At 44.8% G+C, this 17,451-nt stretch carries 15 protein-coding genes and 1 other annotated feature; of the genes, 10 read left to right on the forward strand and 5 right to left on the reverse strand.

Annotation, left to right across the window (positions count from 1 at the left end; genetic code table 11):
• Positions 1–169: 169 nt before the first annotated feature.
• Both BK026_RS07390 and BK026_RS07395 read right to left on the reverse strand, forming a co-directional pair.
• Positions 170–1,219: an MBL fold metallo-hydrolase gene (locus BK026_RS07390; RefSeq protein ID WP_071815274.1), complete on the reverse strand. Its 1,050-nt coding sequence runs from the start codon at positions 1,217–1,219 to the stop codon at positions 170–172.
• Positions 1,192–3,102, reverse strand: a complete 1,911-nt coding sequence (locus BK026_RS07395) for a TonB-dependent receptor domain-containing protein (RefSeq protein ID WP_071815275.1) — start codon at positions 3,100–3,102, stop codon at positions 1,192–1,194. The genes BK026_RS07390 and BK026_RS07395 overlap by 28 nt, the downstream gene beginning before the upstream one ends.
• Before the next feature lie 207 nt (positions 3,103–3,309).
• On the opposite strand from BK026_RS07395, the gene BK026_RS07400 reads away from it, so the two are divergent.
• Positions 3,310–4,083, forward strand: a complete 774-nt coding sequence (locus tag BK026_RS07400; protein WP_071815276.1) for a ParA family protein — start codon at positions 3,310–3,312, stop codon at positions 4,081–4,083.
• A gap of 15 nt (positions 4,084–4,098) precedes the next feature.
• Here BK026_RS07400 and BK026_RS07405 read toward each other — a convergent pair whose 3' ends face one another.
• On the reverse strand, positions 4,099–4,338 hold the full coding sequence (locus BK026_RS07405; protein ID WP_071815277.1) for a hypothetical protein: 240 nt from the start codon (positions 4,336–4,338) through the stop codon (positions 4,099–4,101).
• A gap of 230 nt (positions 4,339–4,568) precedes the next feature.
• Positions 4,569–4,686 (forward strand) — a sequence feature (His leader region).
• Positions 4,687–4,736: 50 nt separating this feature from the next.
• Between BK026_RS07405 and hisG the strand changes: the two genes are divergently transcribed.
• The 8 genes from hisG to hisIE are packed head-to-tail and all read left to right on the forward strand — an operon-like array spanning position 4,737 to position 11,877.
• Positions 4,737–5,639 (forward strand): ATP phosphoribosyltransferase, encoded by a 903-nt coding sequence (gene hisG, locus BK026_RS07410; protein ID WP_071815278.1) that lies wholly within the window; start codon positions 4,737–4,739, stop codon positions 5,637–5,639.
• Between the two features lie 13 nt (positions 5,640–5,652).
• On the forward strand, positions 5,653–6,957 hold the full coding sequence (gene hisD, locus BK026_RS07415; protein WP_071815279.1) for a histidinol dehydrogenase: 1,305 nt from the start codon (positions 5,653–5,655) through the stop codon (positions 6,955–6,957).
• Positions 6,957–8,036, forward strand: coding sequence for a histidinol-phosphate transaminase (hisC, locus tag BK026_RS07420; protein ID WP_071815280.1), 1,080 nt, complete (start codon positions 6,957–6,959; stop codon positions 8,034–8,036). The genes hisD and hisC overlap by 1 nt, the downstream gene beginning before the upstream one ends.
• Positions 8,033–9,103, forward strand: a complete 1,071-nt coding sequence (hisB, locus tag BK026_RS07425) for a bifunctional histidinol-phosphatase/imidazoleglycerol-phosphate dehydratase HisB (RefSeq protein ID WP_014979739.1) — start codon at positions 8,033–8,035, stop codon at positions 9,101–9,103. Before hisC ends, hisB begins: the two co-directional genes overlap by 4 nt.
• On the forward strand, positions 9,103–9,732 hold the full coding sequence (gene hisH / locus BK026_RS07430; RefSeq protein ID WP_071815281.1) for an imidazole glycerol phosphate synthase subunit HisH: 630 nt from the start codon (positions 9,103–9,105) through the stop codon (positions 9,730–9,732). Before hisB ends, hisH begins: the two co-directional genes overlap by 1 nt.
• Positions 9,732–10,469, forward strand: coding sequence for a 1-(5-phosphoribosyl)-5-[(5-phosphoribosylamino)methylideneamino]imidazole-4-carboxamide isomerase (gene hisA, locus BK026_RS07435; protein WP_071815282.1), 738 nt, complete (start codon positions 9,732–9,734; stop codon positions 10,467–10,469). Before hisH ends, hisA begins: the two co-directional genes overlap by 1 nt.
• Positions 10,451–11,263 carry an imidazole glycerol phosphate synthase subunit HisF gene (hisF, locus tag BK026_RS07440; protein WP_014950033.1) on the forward strand — a complete coding sequence of 271 codons (813 nt, stop codon included), beginning with the start codon at positions 10,451–10,453 and terminating at the stop codon, positions 11,261–11,263. Before hisA ends, hisF begins: the two co-directional genes overlap by 19 nt.
• Positions 11,260–11,877 (forward strand): bifunctional phosphoribosyl-AMP cyclohydrolase/phosphoribosyl-ATP diphosphatase HisIE, encoded by a 618-nt coding sequence (gene hisIE, locus BK026_RS07445; protein WP_071815283.1) that lies wholly within the window; start codon positions 11,260–11,262, stop codon positions 11,875–11,877. The genes hisF and hisIE overlap by 4 nt, the downstream gene beginning before the upstream one ends.
• Positions 11,878–11,953: 76 nt before the next feature.
• Here hisIE and BK026_RS07450 read toward each other — a convergent pair whose 3' ends face one another.
• Positions 11,954–12,799, reverse strand: a complete 846-nt coding sequence (locus BK026_RS07450) for a formate/nitrite transporter family protein (protein ID WP_071815284.1) — start codon at positions 12,797–12,799, stop codon at positions 11,954–11,956.
• Positions 12,800–13,138: 339 nt separating this feature from the next.
• Positions 13,139–16,036, reverse strand: coding sequence for a pitrilysin family protein (locus BK026_RS07455; protein WP_071815285.1), 2,898 nt, complete (start codon positions 16,034–16,036; stop codon positions 13,139–13,141).
• 332 nt (positions 16,037–16,368) lie between these two features.
• Here BK026_RS07455 and lepB point away from each other — a divergent pair, with 332 nt between their 5' ends.
• The gene (gene lepB, locus BK026_RS07460) at positions 16,369–17,031 is read left to right on the forward strand and encodes a signal peptidase I (RefSeq protein ID WP_071815286.1); all 663 of its coding nucleotides are present in this window, start codon (positions 16,369–16,371) and stop codon (positions 17,029–17,031) included.
• Positions 17,032–17,451 lie beyond the last annotated feature (420 nt).

Genomic DNA, 17,451 nt, shown 5'->3' on the forward strand with positions numbered 1-17,451 from the left:
AGTAAGTGCTCCTTCTACGTTTGCGATTTTTATTTTCACAGTGGGCTTGCTGAGTGCGAGAAGGTTTAACAAGCACCGTACTTTTTGCAAATAGCATCAGGTAACGAACTGGCAAGAGGAGTGAGGCAACCATAAAGCGCCCTCTTCTTCTTGCCTTGATTCAGCCAAGCTATTTACGTTGCTCGTGTTGTTTTTCCTCAATTCTCATCCACTGTGCGCGCGTGCAGTTTTCAAGCAGTTCAAACGCTTCAACAACGACATCTTGACCTTGGACAAAGGCATGTTTTTCATTACTTTCCCGGTTACTTAAGGCCTCAAGCTTTTCTCTTGTTCCGGCACGCCCAGGATGGTTCGATAAAAAAACATCAATATTTTGTTCTTTTACTAATCGTTTCATCGTCATGGCAGAGTCAGTATAAGACTGAATGCGCGAGACATCAGGACCGTAGTTGAGCCCAGTACCGCCCCATAACACAGCCCGATGTCTTTCGTTTCCGTCAATTACGGGAAAAACGACCGTTAACGTTCCTGGCGTATGGCCCGGCGTAACATGAAGCGTTAATTCAGTACCGTTAACATTCAATTTTTCACCATCGGCTACCGCCACATCTCGGCTTGGCTTTTTACCCCAACGATAACTGGCGAATTTATCGTTTTCGAGGTAATCCCAATCTACACTACTCATGACTATGCGAGGATTATATGTTGACTTGATAAGTTCAAACCCACCATAGTGATCGCCATGGCCATGAGAAATAATGAGGTGAGAGATTGGCTTATTGCCTAATCCGAGTGCAGAAAGGCCATCAATTATGTACTGCTGAGCTTGCTCGTCATTATTCAACGCATCCACCAGAACAATGCTTTCGCCCGTATCGATTGCCCAGCTTGCAACGTTGCCTGCCCCCACGTAGTAGAGATTATCAAAAACCTGCTGGGGTGGTATTTGGCGCCGCCCCTTGCCTTTGCGGTCGGGCTTGCCTGCACTCTCGGCACGCTTAGGTCTTTCTCGTCGCTTTTCACTAAGTTTGAACATATCTCTAGGTGGAACACTAATATCACAGAGGTTTGCCAAACCAGGAAAATGGTCAGCGCTCTCTAGGCCTTTTCGGGCATAATCTTGAGCGGTTAGCGAAGAGCTAGCAGTGCAGCTAGCGCACACACAAACAGCCCAGGCAATAACCGCTATTTTCAGAACGTCCAATTTAACCCTAGCCATAGTCTTCTGCCATCTTCAACGTACCCAAACTCGTCATATCGCATTGTTTTATCTAATGCATTGTAGAGCCCCGTTTGCAATTTAATATTGCGCGTAAGCTTGGTGTTGTAACCTATGTCAAACAAACCGACCCCTGGGGACAGAATAGAACGTGAAGATACTGACGTTAACGCCGTTTCTTCCCCTCTTACTGTCCACCTAGACCAAATTTCGCTTTCTTGAGATAGGCGATATGTGGTGTTTAGCGTGAACAAATGCTTAGGCTGTTGAACCAAAGGTAGGCCTTCATTTGAACCTGTCTTTTGTTCAGAACGCGTGTAGCTGTATGCACCATTAAATGACCAGTTTCCAACGTTATACTTTGCAGCGAATTCTGCACCGTAAGATTCAGCTTCATCGATATTGATATTGTAGCGGTCCGTTTCATCCAAACAGACTGGTAGTTCACATGATGCGATGGCAATTTTATCATCGAAGTCGTTATGGAACACCGTAATACTGTACTCCAAGCCAGCATCACCGGAATAGTAAAGCGCGAGCTCTTTGTTTAACGTAGTTTCAGGTGACAAGTCCGGATTACCGTAAACATCTCCCCCTCGGCTTTCTTGAATCCATCCCTCAGCCATTTCTCGAAGCTCCGGCGTACGATAGCCGGTAGAAACACCACCCTTCACTACCCAATTATCATTGAGGTTGTACACCGCATACGCACGAGGGCTAATTTGTGAGCTAAACTGTTCATTGTCATCAAGACGAATACCTAGCGTGAAGGCCAACCTATCGTTAACACGCCATTCATCTTCGCCATATAAAGACCATTGGCTGTTTTCAATATTGGTCGCCTCGCCGCCGTTTGTATCAAAATCATCCAGTGACTCTTCGAGAAACTCTGTGCCAACCGTAAGCATGTGGCTATCGCTTGCAGCCCAAGACCATTGAGAATTAAAGACCAGATTATCAATAGTGATATCTCGCCCTACGTTTTCAACCGACTCTTGCTGAATGTAACTTCGAGCAGTCACATCATCATACTTCCCTTCGTGAGTCAGCGCATATGAATGTCTCTCGCTTTCAGTCTCTGATAAGGAATTTCTTTCTGGCAACGACTTACCAGGTGTAGATAAACGTGTCTGATCTTGGAAGATGTACTCAAACGTGAGTGTATCTGTAGTATTTGGTGTTAAGTGAAACGCTGTACGAATGTTGCTTAGATCTTTTTCTGCGTAGCCTCGTTCAATATCGTCCTCTTCTCGCTTTTGATAAAGACCGCTGGCTGTAATGCTCAACAAATTCTCGATTAACGGCCCAGAAAACGCCAGCTGAACTTGACTATCTGAGCCACTGTCTGAATTTTCTTGAATTTTTGTTTCTGCGCGAAGGTTACCACTCCATTTTCTGAAGTTTTTTCGCGTAATGATGTTGATCACCCCACCCATTGCGTCTGAACCATATAAGGTAGACATAGGCCCGCGCACAATCTCAATACGTTCTATGCTATCTAATGGTGGTAACCAATCTTGTTCATACCCGCCGCTGCCATTTGGCTGGGACTCTCTACCTGTTTGTTTTTTTCCATCAACAAGTATAGATGTGTACTGTGCTGGTAGGCCTCGAACGCTGATATCTTGGCGGTATCCGCCACCCGTTACAGTAACCCCCGGCACATCTCGAAGTGCGTCTGTAATGTCCTTGTAAGCTCGCTGCGCCAATTGTTTTCTATCGATGACGCTCACTGACGCGGGTGCTTGAGACAAAAGCTGTTCAAAGCCAGAGGCTGTAACAGTAATGCTCTCCATGTCATCTTGCTCGTTAGATTGAGCAAGAACATTCTGAGAGAACAGTGAATACAATGGAATTGCCAGTAAAGTGGGAGTAAAACGCATACTTAATCGATTAATATAAAATAATACCCAATGATAATCATTATCATTAATATGTAAAGTTGAATTTCATTTTTATCGTCACGCTTAGGTATTTTTACAAAGAGCAAACGATCAAAATAAAAAACAATACTTTGCATCCACAATCGTATTTGGGCATATTTTAGTCAACTGATGTGTTCAATAACCGTTTCAACATAGGGATTGCGTATGATTGTCGTGGTATTTAATCAAAAAGGTGGGGTGGGTAAATCAACGATTAGTACCAATTTAGCCGCACAAAGCGCGAAATTGGGTCACAAAACGTTATTAGTGGATCTGGATGCCCAAGGTAACAGTACTCACTACGCGGGGTTTAACCCCAACGAGAAAAGCCTTTCTGTTGCTGATATGTTTAAACAAGTGGTGGGAATATTCAGAACGGCTAAAAGGCCTATTGAGTTTGTTCATTCCACACCTTTTGAAAATCTCTTCGTCATGCCGTCTTCACCAGCCTTAGCTGATGTAGAACGAGAACTCGAATCTCGATACAAGATTTTTAAGCTTAAAGATGCACTAAAGGAGTTGAAAGGCGAATTCGACCATATTTTTATTGATACGCCACCAAATTTTAATTTCTATTCAAAAGCGGCACTTATTGCTGCAGATGGTTTCTGTGTTCCTTTTGATTGTGATGACTTTTCCGCACAAGCTATCGAGCACTTGCTCTACAATGCAGAAGAGCTCAAAGAGGACCATAACCCAGAACTTAAGCTATTAGGCATTGTAGTTAATCAATTTAATAGTCAGGCTAAACTGCCTTCAGAACTGGTACAATCGCTCAAGCAGAAAGGATTACCAGTGCTAGAAAGCTACATAGGTGCTACGGTGAAGGTGAAAGAGTCTCATTCTAAACGGGAGCCACTGCCGTTCTATTTGCCAAAGCACAAAGTCACAAAGCAAATCGAAGGGTTATTTGAAGAGCTTTTTGCAAATAAAACCTAGTGCTAAAAAGACATCTTAAACATCAATATCGATGTGCTTTAGCCCGCCCCTCTTTTTGTCTCTATCTTTGTCTTTCGAGTTCTCAGCTGACGCGTCTATTACCTCGGTTCGCTTCACGTCTTGGAACTGATCGCGCTCTTCTTCACTGAAATGCTCAGATTTTTTGGTCTTTTGCACTTTTTTCACGCGGTCGTCCGGCTCAACCGGCACTTTTGTGTTGCGAGGCAAAATGGGAAACAATAAATCGTTGCTCATACGCACTCCTAAAATGTGTATAGGTTTATATAATTTATCGGCCGAATGGTGCTCAAAATTATGGTTCACAACTACTTCATAACGAATAGTTTTATTATATACACATTAAATTAGAGTTAATGTAGGAAAAGAGTTCACTTTTGCCTTGCAAATCGAGGCTCAAACCGCTAATGTTTCAGCCGTTCGAAATTAGGAATTAGATTCACCAAAATGATTAACTGCGCGGCGAAACATCACCATCACCACAAAGCATAACCTTTCAGGTTCGTGCTGGAAGGTCTGTATTTCCTTCCAACGGCGCAGATAGAAAAATTCTCGACCCTCGGAAGGAAACTTCCGGGGGTTTTTCGTTTTAGGCGCAATCAAAAGTTAAAACACAACGTGTAAGGAACGTTTCAATGAGTAACAGCAAAAGACTTCGAATTGCCGTACAAAAATCAGGTCGTCTAAGCGATGACAGCATCGCCCTACTTAAGGCGATAGGCATAAAATTAAACATTCGTGATCGTTTGCTGATTGCGCATTCAACGAACCAGCCTATTGATTTACTGCGCGTGCGTGACGACGACATTCCTGGCCTTGTCATGGATGGCGTGGTTGACCTTGGCTTTATCGGCGAAAACGAGCTTGAAGAGAAAATGCTTGAACGCAAAGCGGCAGGCAAGCCTTTCGAATATGAAGTATTACGTCGTCTAGACTACGGTGGTTGCCGTCTGTCAATTGCAGTACCAAACGAAATGGACTATGACGGTATCCAATCTCTAGAAGGTAAAAAAGTAGCAACGACGTACCCTTACCTTCTTGAACGCTACTTCAAAGATCAGGGCATTAACGCAAAAGCAGTCATGCTTCAGGGCTCGGTAGAAGTAGCCCCACGTGCAGGTGTAGCTGACGCAATCTGTGACCTTGTATCTACAGGCGCAACCCTTGAAGCTAACGGTCTTGTTGAAAAAGATGTCATTTTCCGCAGTAAAGCGGTTCTTATCAAGCGCGCTGACGGCGAGCTTAGCGACGAAAAAGAAACACTGGTTAATCGCCTTATGCCTCGTGTTGATGGCGTGTTACTAGCAAAAGAAAGCAAGTACATCATGTTACACGCACCAAAAGCCTATTTAGAGCAGGTGAAAAGCCTACTTCCAGGTGCTGAAAATCCAACGGTGCTTCCATTAGCTGGAAATGAAGAGCAAGTGGCTATCCACGTTGTTTCTACAGAAACCTTATTCTGGGAAACCATGGAAAAGCTTAAAGCCCTTGGTTGTAGTTCTATTCTTGTAATGCCAATCGAAAAAATGATGGGCTAAAAGGCAGACAATTATGATTACTTGGTCATCTCTCTCGGCAAATGAGAAAAAACAGGCGCTAGCCCGCCCGGCTATGGCCAATAGCCAACAGTTAAAGCAAACCGTGAGCGAGATTATCGCCCGCGTTGAAGCAGAAGGTGATGCCGCAGTACTTGATTACACGCGTAAATTTGACTGCCCCGACCTAACTAGCCTTGTACTTTCGCAAGACAACATTGATGCTCTTGCCTCCAAGGTAACACCTGAGGTTGCAAGCGCTATCGACACAGCGTTTAACAATATTAAGGCGTTTCACGAAGCGCAGATGCCAAGTGACATCGCATTAACCACTACGCCAGGTGTTAAATGCGAGCTTCGCTTTACCGCCCTTGATGCAGTGGGTCTTTATATTCCAGGCGGCAGTGCTCCACTTCCATCAACCGTATTGATGCTAGGCGTACCTGCATTGGTGGCGGGCTGCGAAAATAAGCTACTTTGTACTCCGCCAAACAAAGAACAGCTTATCGCGCCTGAAATTGCGTATGCGGCCAGAAAGTGTGGTATCGACAAAATTTTTCTATGCGGTGGCGCTCAGGCTATTGCGGCTATGGCGTTAGGTACAACTACAATCCCGCAAGTCGATAAAATTTTCGGCCCTGGCAATAGCTTTGTTACCGAAGCTAAACAGCAAGTTAGCCAACGCGCTGATGGTGCAGCTATTGATATGCCGGCTGGCCCATCAGAAGTATTGGTGCTTGCTGATGAGTTCGCAAACCCTGAGTTTGTAGCTGCAGATTTACTGTCTCAAGCCGAGCACGGCCCAGATTCCCAAGCAATTTTGGTATCTAACAGCGCTTCGCTTATTGAAGAAGCAAAAGCCGCGGTTGAGCGTCAATTAGCTACGCTATCTCGTGCTGAAATTGCCCGCCCAGCTATGGATAATGCACGCTATATATTGGCCGATTCAATTGAACAAGCCATTGAAGCAAGCAACGCCTATGCAGCTGAGCACTTAATTGTCCAAATTGAGAATGCCCGTAATTACCTGCCAAAAATCAAATACGCTGGCTCTATATTCTTGGGTCCGTGGTCACCAGAATCAGCTGGTGATTATGCGTCAGGTACAAACCACGTGCTTCCCACATACGGCTATGCAAAGAACTACTCTAGCCTTGGTCTTTTAGACTTTATGCGCCGCTACACTATTCAAGAACTAAGCGCAGACGGCATGCGTAATCTAGGCCCTGCGATTATGGCACTGGCCGCTGCCGAGGGCTTAGATGCGCACGAGCAAGCCGTTGCACTTCGTATGCAGGCACTTAAGCAGGGAGACGCCTAATGTCGACGCTTATCGATAACCTAATTAACGAAAATTTAGTGCCGCTAAAGCCGTATGAATCGGCACGTCGACTTTTCTCAGGTGGTCAAGACTGGCTTAATGCTAACGAATCACCTTATGCCAACGAATACAGTGTAGATAGCGGTAACTTTAATCGGTACCCGTCTTGTCAGCCTGAAGCGGTAGTCAGTGGTTACGCTAACTACGCAGGTCTTGATAAGTCTCAGTTGATCGTTACTCGTGGCGCCGATGAAGGTATTGAACTGCTTATTCGTACCTTCTGCACGCCGGGTAAAGACAGTATTTTGATTTGCCCGCCTACCTACGGTATGTATGCAATAAGTGCTGAAACCTGTGATGTGGGCATTAAGAAAGTGCCGCTTAACGACGACTTTAGCCTTAATGTAAATGCGGTATGCGCTGAAGATGACGTTAACGTGATTTTCATCTGTGCGCCCAACAACCCTACTGGCACGCCGGTTGCTCGCGAAGACATTAAAACTGTGCTTAATCACTTTGCTGATAAGGCATTAGTGGTGGTAGATGAAGCATATATTGAGTTCGATGCTGACAATACGTGGGCAAATGAAATTAACAATTATCCGAACTTAGTGGTACTTCGTACGCTGTCTAAAGCGTTTGCACTGGCTGGGCTTCGCTGTGGTTTTACACTTGCTCAGGCACCCGTTATTCAAGCTCTGCTTAAAGTAATAGCGCCCTATCCTATTCCAGAGCCAGTAGCGCAGATTGCAGCACAAGCATTGTCGGCTGAGTCGCTAACGTTACTTGAGCTTCAGGTGGCTACCATCAATCGGGAAAAAGAGGCCCTAGCCGAAGCGCTGGCATCTATTGAAGGCTTTGAATTAGTGGGTGATAGACGAGCAAACTTTATCTTATTCCGCTACGCAAAAGCGCAAGCCTTAATGCAATACTTGGTAAGTCAAGGCATGCTTATTCGTGACCAATCAAAACAGCTTAACTTACAAAACTGTTTACGCGTAAGCATCGGAACTGAAGAGCAAAACCAGCGTTTAATGCAGCTAATTAACGAATTTAAAAATAATGAGGACGCGGCATGAGTCAGCAAGCCATTTTATTTATTGACCGCGACGGTACACTCGTAGAAGAGCCGCCAGTAGATAAGCAATTAGATAGTTTAGAGAAGCTTGTTTTCGAGCCAAACGTTATTCCTGTGCTACTTAAACTAAAAGCAGCTGGTTATAAACTCGTGATGGTAAGTAACCAAGACGGCTTGGGCACAGACAGTTTCCCGCAAGAAGACTTCGACAAGCCACACAATGCCATGATGGCCATTTTCGAAAGCCAGGGCGTAGTGTTTGACGACGTGCTTATTTGCCCGCACTTCGATGCTGATAACTGCACATGCCGCAAACCAAAGCTTGGCTTAGTACAAGAATACCTACAGCAAGGCAAAGTGGATTTCACCCGCTCGTTTGTGATTGGTGACAGAATTACCGATGTACAGCTCGCCGAAAACATGGGTATTCGCAGCTTTCAGTACAACCGCGAGAGCTTAAACTGGAATGATATTCAGAAAAGCTTGCTTGCATCTTCACGTATAGCAGAAGTGGTACGCACAACCTCTGAAACCGACATTCGCGTTCGCGTAGATTTAGACTCGCAAGCTAAGTCGACAATTCAAACCGGCATGGGCTTTTTTGACCACATGCTTGACCAAATTGCGACCCACGGTGGCTTCGAGCTAAACCTAACTACTAATGGTGATTTGCACATTGACGATCACCACAGTGTAGAAGATACCGCCCTAGCCCTTGGCGAAGCCCTTAAAAAAGCGCTGGGCGACAAACGCGGCATTGGCCGTTTTGGTTTTGCGTTGCCAATGGATGAGTGTCGTGCGGAATGTATTATGGATATTTCGAACCGCCCGCACCTTAAGTTTGAGGCTGAATTTAGCCGTGATCAGGTAGGTGAAATGGCCACTGAAATGGTGCCGCACTTCTTCTACTCGCTCGCACAAAGCATGGGGTTATCATTACACCTTTCCACCAGCGAAGGTAACGCTCACCACCAGGTAGAAAGCCTGTTTAAAGTATTTGGTCGTGCGCTACGCCAGGCCATTACGCGCCAGGGTGATGCATTGCCAAGCAGTAAAGGAGCGCTGTAATGTCAGTGGTAAACACCAGCCAGCGACAAAAAATAGTTATAGTTAATACCGGCTGCGCGAATATTTCGTCGGTACGCTTTGCCCTTGAACGCTTGGGCGTTGAAGTGGACGTATCTGACGATGTAAACGTGATTAAAAGCGCTGACAAAGTGTTTTTACCAGGTGTTGGCACCGCAGCCGCAGCTATGGCAAGCATTAAGCAAAAAGCCTTAGTGGAAACCCTTCAAACGCTAACTCAACCTGTACTAGGCGTGTGCTTGGGCATGCAGCTTATGGTTGAAACCAGTGCCGAAGGTGGTTTTCAAGGTACAGGTAACATCGACTGTTTGAACCTAATGCCAGGTCATGTGGCTCGCATGGAATCAAAAGGCGTGCGCTTACCTCACATGGGGTGGAATACTGTGACGCATAACAACGAAAGTTTGTTCAAAGGCATTCCTCAAGATACCTACTTTTATTTTGTGCATAGCTTTGCAGTACCAGAATACGAGCACACGCTTGCAAGCTGTACTTACGGCAACGCCTTTTCAGCCGCTATAAATAAAGACAATTTTTACGGGGTGCAATTTCACCCAGAGCGTTCTGGCGAGGCCGGAGCACAACTACTGACTAACTTTGTGAACCTATAATGATTATTCCAGCGATTGATCTTATTGACGGACACGTAGTGCGCCTTTATCAGGGCGACTACGAGCAAAAAACCCAATACGAACTGGACCCAGTAGACGTGGTTCACGACTATGCCGACCAAGGTGCAACCTGGTTGCACATTGTTGACCTAACAGGCGCTAAAGACACCACTAAGCGTCAGCTTTCACTTATTAAGTCTATGGTCGACACCAAGCGCATGAAGTTTCAAGCGGGCGGCGGCATTCGAAGCGAAGAAGAAGTAGCGCAGTTACTAGAAACGGGCGTTAGCCGTGTAGTGATTGGTTCTTTGGCTGTAAAACAGCCCGAGCTTGTAAAGTCTTGGGTTAAAAAATACGGCCCAGAGCACATTGTATTGGCTCTTGATATTAATATTAGCGAAAGCGGCGAAAAGCTTATTGCCACCCACGGCTGGCAAGAAAACTCTGGTGTCGCCCTTGAAGGCTTACTAGAAGACTTCGCCTCAGTTGGCGCAAAGCACGTACTGTGCACCGACATTAGCCGCGACGGTACGCTACAAGGCGCAAACACTGAGCTATATCAAGAAATGGCGGCCCGTTTCCCACACGTTAGCTGGCAAGCATCTGGTGGTATCGGTAGCATCGCTGATATCGAAGCGCTAAAGCCCACAAACGTTGGCGGTGTTATTTTAGGCCGCGCGTTGCTTGAAGGTAAGTTTACAGTGAAGGAGGCTATCGCATGCTGGCAAAACGCATAATTCCCTGTTTAGACGTACGCGACGGCAAAGTTGTAAAAGGCGTTCAGTTTAGAAACCACGAAATCATTGGCGATATAGTGCCTCTTGCCGAGCAATACGCAAAAGCGGGAGCCGATGAGCTGGTATTTTACGATATTACTGCAAGCTCTGATGCCCGCGTAGTGGATAAAAGCTGGGTAAGCCGCATAGCACAGGTTATTGATATTCCGTTTTGCGTAGCAGGCGGCATTAAAAGCATTGAAGACGCTGGGCGCATTTTGGAAATGGGTGCAGATAAGATTTCAATTAACTCCCCTGCCCTTAATAATCCAGATCTTATCAATCAACTGCACGATGTTTACGGTCAGCAGTGCGTAGTGATTGGTATCGACAGTTTCTATAACGAAGCAACCGACCAATACGAAGTGTATAAATTCACCGGCGATGAAGCGCGTACGCAAAAAAGCCAATGGCAAACCATCGACTGGATTAAAGAAGTACAGTCGCGCGGTGCTGGTGAAATCGTACTTAACTGCATGAACCAAGATGGCGTGCGCAAAGGCTACGACGTGAAGCAGCTAAAAGCCGTGCGCGATGTCTGTGAAGTGCCGCTTATTGCATCAGGTGGTGCGGGTGAAATTGCTCACTTTACGGATGTGTTTCAACAAGCTGATGTAGATGGCGCTCTAGCGGCATCAGTATTTCACAAAGGCATCATTAACATTGATGAGCTTAAAGCAGAGTTAACCAGCAATGGCGTTGCCATGCGAAAGCGTCACGGATTAACGGCGCAAGCAGAAGGAGTAAACCCGTGATCATTACTAACGAAAACAGCGATAAACTGGCTTGGGATAAAATGGACAACCTGCTGCCCGCCATTGTGCAAGACGCACTGTCTGGCAAAGTATTAATGCAGGGCTACATGGACCAAGACGCCCTAGCGAAAACCCTTGAAACGGGTAAAGTGACTTTTTTCAGCCGCTCAAAGCAGCGCCTTTGGACCAAGGGTGAAACGTCTGGTAACACGCTAGATTTAGTGAGCGTTGCTTGTGACTGCGACCAAGATTCACTGTTGGTACTTGCTAACCCTAACGGCCCAACATGCCACACTGGTGTTGAAAGCTGTTGGTTCGACGGCAACACGCCAGCCTTTACGTTTCTTGCAGATTTAGAGCGTGTGCTGGCAGCCCGTAAAGATGCCGACCCAAAAAGCAGTTATACCGCTAGCCTCTACAACAAAGGCATTAAGCGCATAGCGCAGAAGGTGGGCGAAGAAGGTGTAGAAACCGCATTGGCGGCTACTGTGCACGACAAAGAAGAGCTTAAAAATGAAGCCGCTGATTTGTTGTACCACTTAACGGTACTGCTTCAAGCAAGCGATATGTCGTTGAACGATGCATTAGATGTACTGCGTGAGCGTCACAAGTAACCAGCTGAAAGTTCGTTTATTATTCAAAAAGCCCTTCTCGTTTTCTGCGCGAAGGGCATTTTTGTATAACGCTTATCTATTTCTCGATTTCCCTTGCCACTTGCCCATAAGCCAGCAGCGCGAACAGCCCTGTGCCGCCAACAATATTTCCCAGTAATGTAGCGCCAATGAGTGAGAATGTTTCAAGAACGCTTATTTTATTTTGTAGCACTAACAAGAAAAGTTCGGTTGAGCCGGCTATCACATGCGTAAAGTCACCTACAGCAATAAGGTAGGTAAAAATAACAATCATCAATATTTGAGAATGCTTAACCGAAGGCTTCATCCATACAATAGCGGCAATAATAAACCCAGACGTAATGCCGTATGAGAAGGCGTCTGACGGTGATAATTTTGCGTAATGCTCAGATATGGCAGTCATCCCTTTAACAAGCTCTGGTGGAACAGCTTGCAGGCTATAGCTGAAAAACGCGGCCAAAAAGGTGCCGAACATATTAGCGGCGAATACAATGCCCCACAATCGTGCGATGCACACTCCCATGTTAACCGATGGCTTGCTTAGCAAAGGCAGGATAACTGACAGCGTATTTTCGGTAAATAGCTGTAGCCGGCCTACAATTACCAGTACAAAGCCTACCGTATAACCTAGATTCTCTATTACAAACTGATGAGGGGAGTTTACAAAAAGGTGATGCAATATCCCTTCAGCTAAAATAGACAGTGAAATACCAATACCAGCAGCAACCCCAGACCACCACAATGACATCATTGGACGCTGCAGCTCTTCCAAACCCTCTCTATGAACAATGGCATACAAAGAAACAGAGTTTAAACTTTGATTATCTCGTACATCTTTTTCTTCAGTATGGCTAAGGGCTACATCTTGGTCTTGGTGCCCAGACGCCTTTATTTTTTCCGTCACTCATGCCTCCCGCATCGCGTTTTTAGGCTTATTCACTCAAACAGTCACAAAATCAATTAGCAACTGCTCTTGTATACCGCTGTATAAGAAGCATTACTAAGCCCTTGTTATCAGTTACGTTAGTTTTGTGTGTTTTCGGTCACATAAAAATTTTAACTACCTCAGATAAAACGCCCGTTTAAACAAAAAAGCCCGAATGAAGTTCACTCGGGCTTTGGTTTTATTGACGGTTGTTACCATGTTCGCTCAACGCGCTACTTATACCTGCGGTAACACGCCGTAGTTGCGAGCATTTTAAATCTCGCTGAGTAGGTAATGACCTACATAGCTTGTTGTTAACTAAGGGTTCAGCAAGGTGGGCTTCCCCAACCCAAGCGCTTCTAAACGCTCAAACTGGGTATCTTTGTCCCCTACTATCAAGAAAATCATCTTGTCAGGGTGTACATGCTCACCGTAAAGGCGCTTAATATCATCAACAGTTAAAGCCTTTACTTCCGCTTCTTGCTGTAAAACATAATCATTAGCTAAACCAAAATCGCTGATTTCACTAACCATATTTAATTTCGCCCCTAACGTTTCAAACGCCCGTGCGCCAGATTTAAGTGTAAACCCTTTAGTAATGTCTAAGTCTTCATCCGAATAGTTTGCGCCAAACGCTGCTAATATATCCATAACGGCTTGTGTTGCCTCTAAGGTAACGTTCGACCGTACAGCGCTTCGAATGGTAAATTCGCCCGTATATTGATCGCTAGAAAACGATGAACGAATACCATACGTGTAGCCTTTGTTCTCACGCAGTTCTTGCATAAGCTGTGAAGCGAAACCGCCCCCGCCTAAACGATAATTCATAACGCTTATCTTATAGGCATCGTCATGCGTTACGATGGGAGCGGTGTGGCCAAAATAAAGCACTGACTGCTTAGCTCCTGGAACATCATAAAAGAACAGTTGTGCATTTTCTGGCAGTTCGGGCACTTGCACCTTCATAAGGGTCACGTCTTTCGGTATCCAGCGCTTATTCAGTGGTGATAAGCTTTTCACAACGTCGGCTTGTTTAATATCTCCAACAACATGAAATTTTGCCAATGACGGTGTGAAGTATTTATCGTAATACGCTTTCACATCTGTAAGTGTTATATCGCTCACGGTTTGCTTATCACCAAGCACTGTTTGAGCGAATGGGTGACCTTTCCCATACAGCAATGTTTTAAACTCAACCGATGCAATGGCATTCGGATTCGCTTTTATTTGTTCAATCTGATTAATGGTATCGTCTTTAGCTAATTCAAACTCCTGTTCATCAAAGCGAGGAGAAAGTAATACCTCAGTGACAAGCTGTATTAATTCATTGTAGTGCTTAGACAGTACCGTTCCGCTAATAGTAATGTCTGTCTCAGAAGCACTAGCTTCTAGAGAGGCGCCTAATAACTCAACTTCCTGTTCTAGCTGCTCGGGTGTTTTTTCCGCCGTACCTTTTAGCAAGGTTGCAGCGAGTAAATTAGCAGTACCTGTTTTGCCTTGCGCATCGAAAAGCATCCCGCCATCTACCTTTAACTCAAACGTGACCAACGGCACCTCATCGTTGGCGATACCTGCAACGTTAACGCCTGACGACATTGCATGTTTCCAAACTTCTGGTGGTGTAATTTCTATTGATTCACCATATGCTGGCTCTTTCGCGCGATCAAAAGATGACGGAGTACGTTCGTATTCCGCCGCAACGGATGCATCAAAGCTCTCTTCTGCCCCTGCGACAATTTCCTCTTCAACTACGTCGGCTTTAGTTGACCCACTCAATATTAAATCTTGCTGCCCTTTAGGTACAAAGCTAGAAGCAACAAAGGGCTTGTCCTTAATGTAGGTGTTGTATACACGCATTACGTCTTGTTCTGTAACGCCAAGAATTTTTTGAACATCTTGGCTTATGAATTCAGCCCCACCCGCAAAAATTTCGTATTGCGCCAATTGAAAACCTTTACCTAACACGCTTGAAAGCCCTTGGTAAAACTCTGTTTCTTGTCCGGCCTTTATACGCGCCAAGTCTTTTGACGAAATCCCGTCTTTTTCAAAGCGTGCGAATGCTTCATTAATGCCTTTTTCAACTGTGTTTAAGTTAACACCATTAAACGCCATAACCTGCAGCTGAAGCTGACCGGCTATCTCTGCATCGTAGCCATAAAGATAAACGTCACTGGTAAGCTTCTTTTCATCAATGAGTACCTTGTTGAGCGGAGCGTTTTTACCCTGACTGAGATACTGGGAAAGTACTTGAAGTGGGTAATAGTCATCGTGATATTCGGGTACGGTTGGCCATACCATCGTCAGCATGGGCGCTTGCGCAAAATTATCTATATGGAATCGCTTTATAGTCTCATTGAGCTTCGCTGGTTGCGGCGGTAACTTATTGATTTTTTTTCCTGCTGGAATTTCATCGAAGTACTTTTTTACCCATGCTTTGGTTTGATTTACGTCAATGTCACCTGCAATGGTAAGTACCACATTGTTAGGTACATACCATGTTTTGAAAAACTCTTTTACGTCAGCAAGCGTTGCATTTTGAAGGTCATCTAACGAGCCAATAACTTGCCAACTGTATGGGTGCCCCTTGGGATAGAGGTTCTTGTCGATAACATACTGATTATGCCCATACGGACGGTTATCCACACTCTGGCGCTTTTCGTTTTTCACCACCTGCTTTTCTTTAGCAAGTACAGGCTCTGTTACGGTATTAATGAAGAAACCTAACTTGTCGGCTTCAGCCCAAATCATTTTTTCTAGCGCATCAATGGGGACCGTTTGGTAGTAATTAGTACTGTCACGGCTTGTCGAACCATTTGCGCCGGAGCCTCCAATTTTGGCGCTTAGCTTATCAAGACCGCCTTTACCCAAATTTTCTGATTCAAGAAAAAGTAAATGTTCGAACAAATGAGCAAAACCTGTTCGACCTTCTTTCTCTCTCGCTGAACCAACATGCGCAGTAAGCGCAACTGCGGCAACAGGATCTGACCTGTCTACATGAAGCACAACGGTGAGTCCATTATCTAGCGTGAAGCGCTCGTAATCTACGTTGAATAATTGGGGTGTTTGGGAAGTACTACTGTTTGCTGAATGAGTAGTGGTACCGCTCGTGACGTTGCGGGTAGTATCGGTGTTCTGCGTACACCCTATCGATACTGCACTTAGCGCTACTACCGCAATTGCAGTGTACATTCTTGTTCGTTTGAATGTTTTAAGCATCGTTCTTATTCTTTGCCAATCAAAAACGTAACAAGTACCACAAGTACTTCTTAAGTGCCATGACATTCCTTATCATAACAATTTTCACATCTCTGAAGAGACTGTTCTTATACCTTGCACCTCATCTCGTAACACGCTGTTTTAATGTAACTTTATCAACAAAATCAAGTATGAAACACGTCATATCTAAACCACTATGGATGAACTAGCGACATAGTTCGTTACATTTTCCACACCACGATGTTGAACAATTTAACCCACCCACAATCTACACCTATTACAGAAGCATCGGCCTGAAAAAAGCGCTGATATCACAAACAAACCTTTATTTAATGAGTACCAAAACCGTGTTAAATCTAAAACAAAGCATTAAAAGCAATCTACCGTTCATCGTGTTTGTTACTTTCCTGTTCTCTTTTCGCAGCAGCGTCGCTGATTGGTACCATGTTCCAACGGGCTCTATGGAGCCTACAATTCAGGTGGGCGACCGTGTAGTCGTTGATAAGTCAGCTTACACACTAGAATTGCCGTTTACCGACATTGTTATTGCGAAGACCGGTAGCATCAATCGCGGTGACATTGTAATTATCGACAGTAGTGCAGCGAATACTCGATTGATTAAACGTGTGATTGCTGTTGAAGGCGACGAGATCAAATTAGAAAACAACGTACTTTTTATCAATGGTGAGAAAGCCGCGTTAACCGCCGAGAGTCAATACCTTTTTTCTGAGGAAATTCTGGGGCAAACCAGAACCATTGCGCTTAATCCTTTGCCGGCTCCGGTTAAGAGCTTTAATTTAGTCACCGTACCGAAACATCACGTGTTAGCGTTAGGCGATAACAGAAATAATAGTGTCGACTCACGCTACTACGGTTTCATTCCCGTTAAAGAGATTCAAGGTAAGGCCAACTCTGTAGCATTTTCGTTAGATACAGATAATATGTATTTACCGCGAAAAGATAGGTTTTTACATCAGTTAGATCGCACTGAATAACAACCTTGTTAGAAGAAGTACTACGCCGAGCCTTAAGTTGAATTCTACCTATCGACAGTAGGTTCTGTGGTAGGTAATAAAGCATGGGTATTCACGTATCTAAACAAAGTAATAGGGGCTGTTGGTTATACGTAAACTTTACAATTGATTCGCGTTTATTGGTTTATGTTCTTATCAACCTCCCCTTTCCACAGTACTGATTAACAAAGCTAGAAGCCTCTAATTACATACCGTTCGACGTTCACTTAATACCCTGTTTCAAGCCACCCTTCACGCAAAAAGTAATACATGGTTTACACATTTTGTAACTAAGTGTCACATCTTTCCTTTTTTACTCTATTGCAACATAAGTACGAGGAATGCTATTCATAAATCTGCAACAAGATAATGTTGCATACAACAAGTAAACGGACAATAAGG

It is taken from the genome of Alteromonas sp. V450, assembly GCF_001885075.1.
Lineage (GTDB): Bacteria > Pseudomonadota > Gammaproteobacteria > Enterobacterales > Alteromonadaceae > Alteromonas.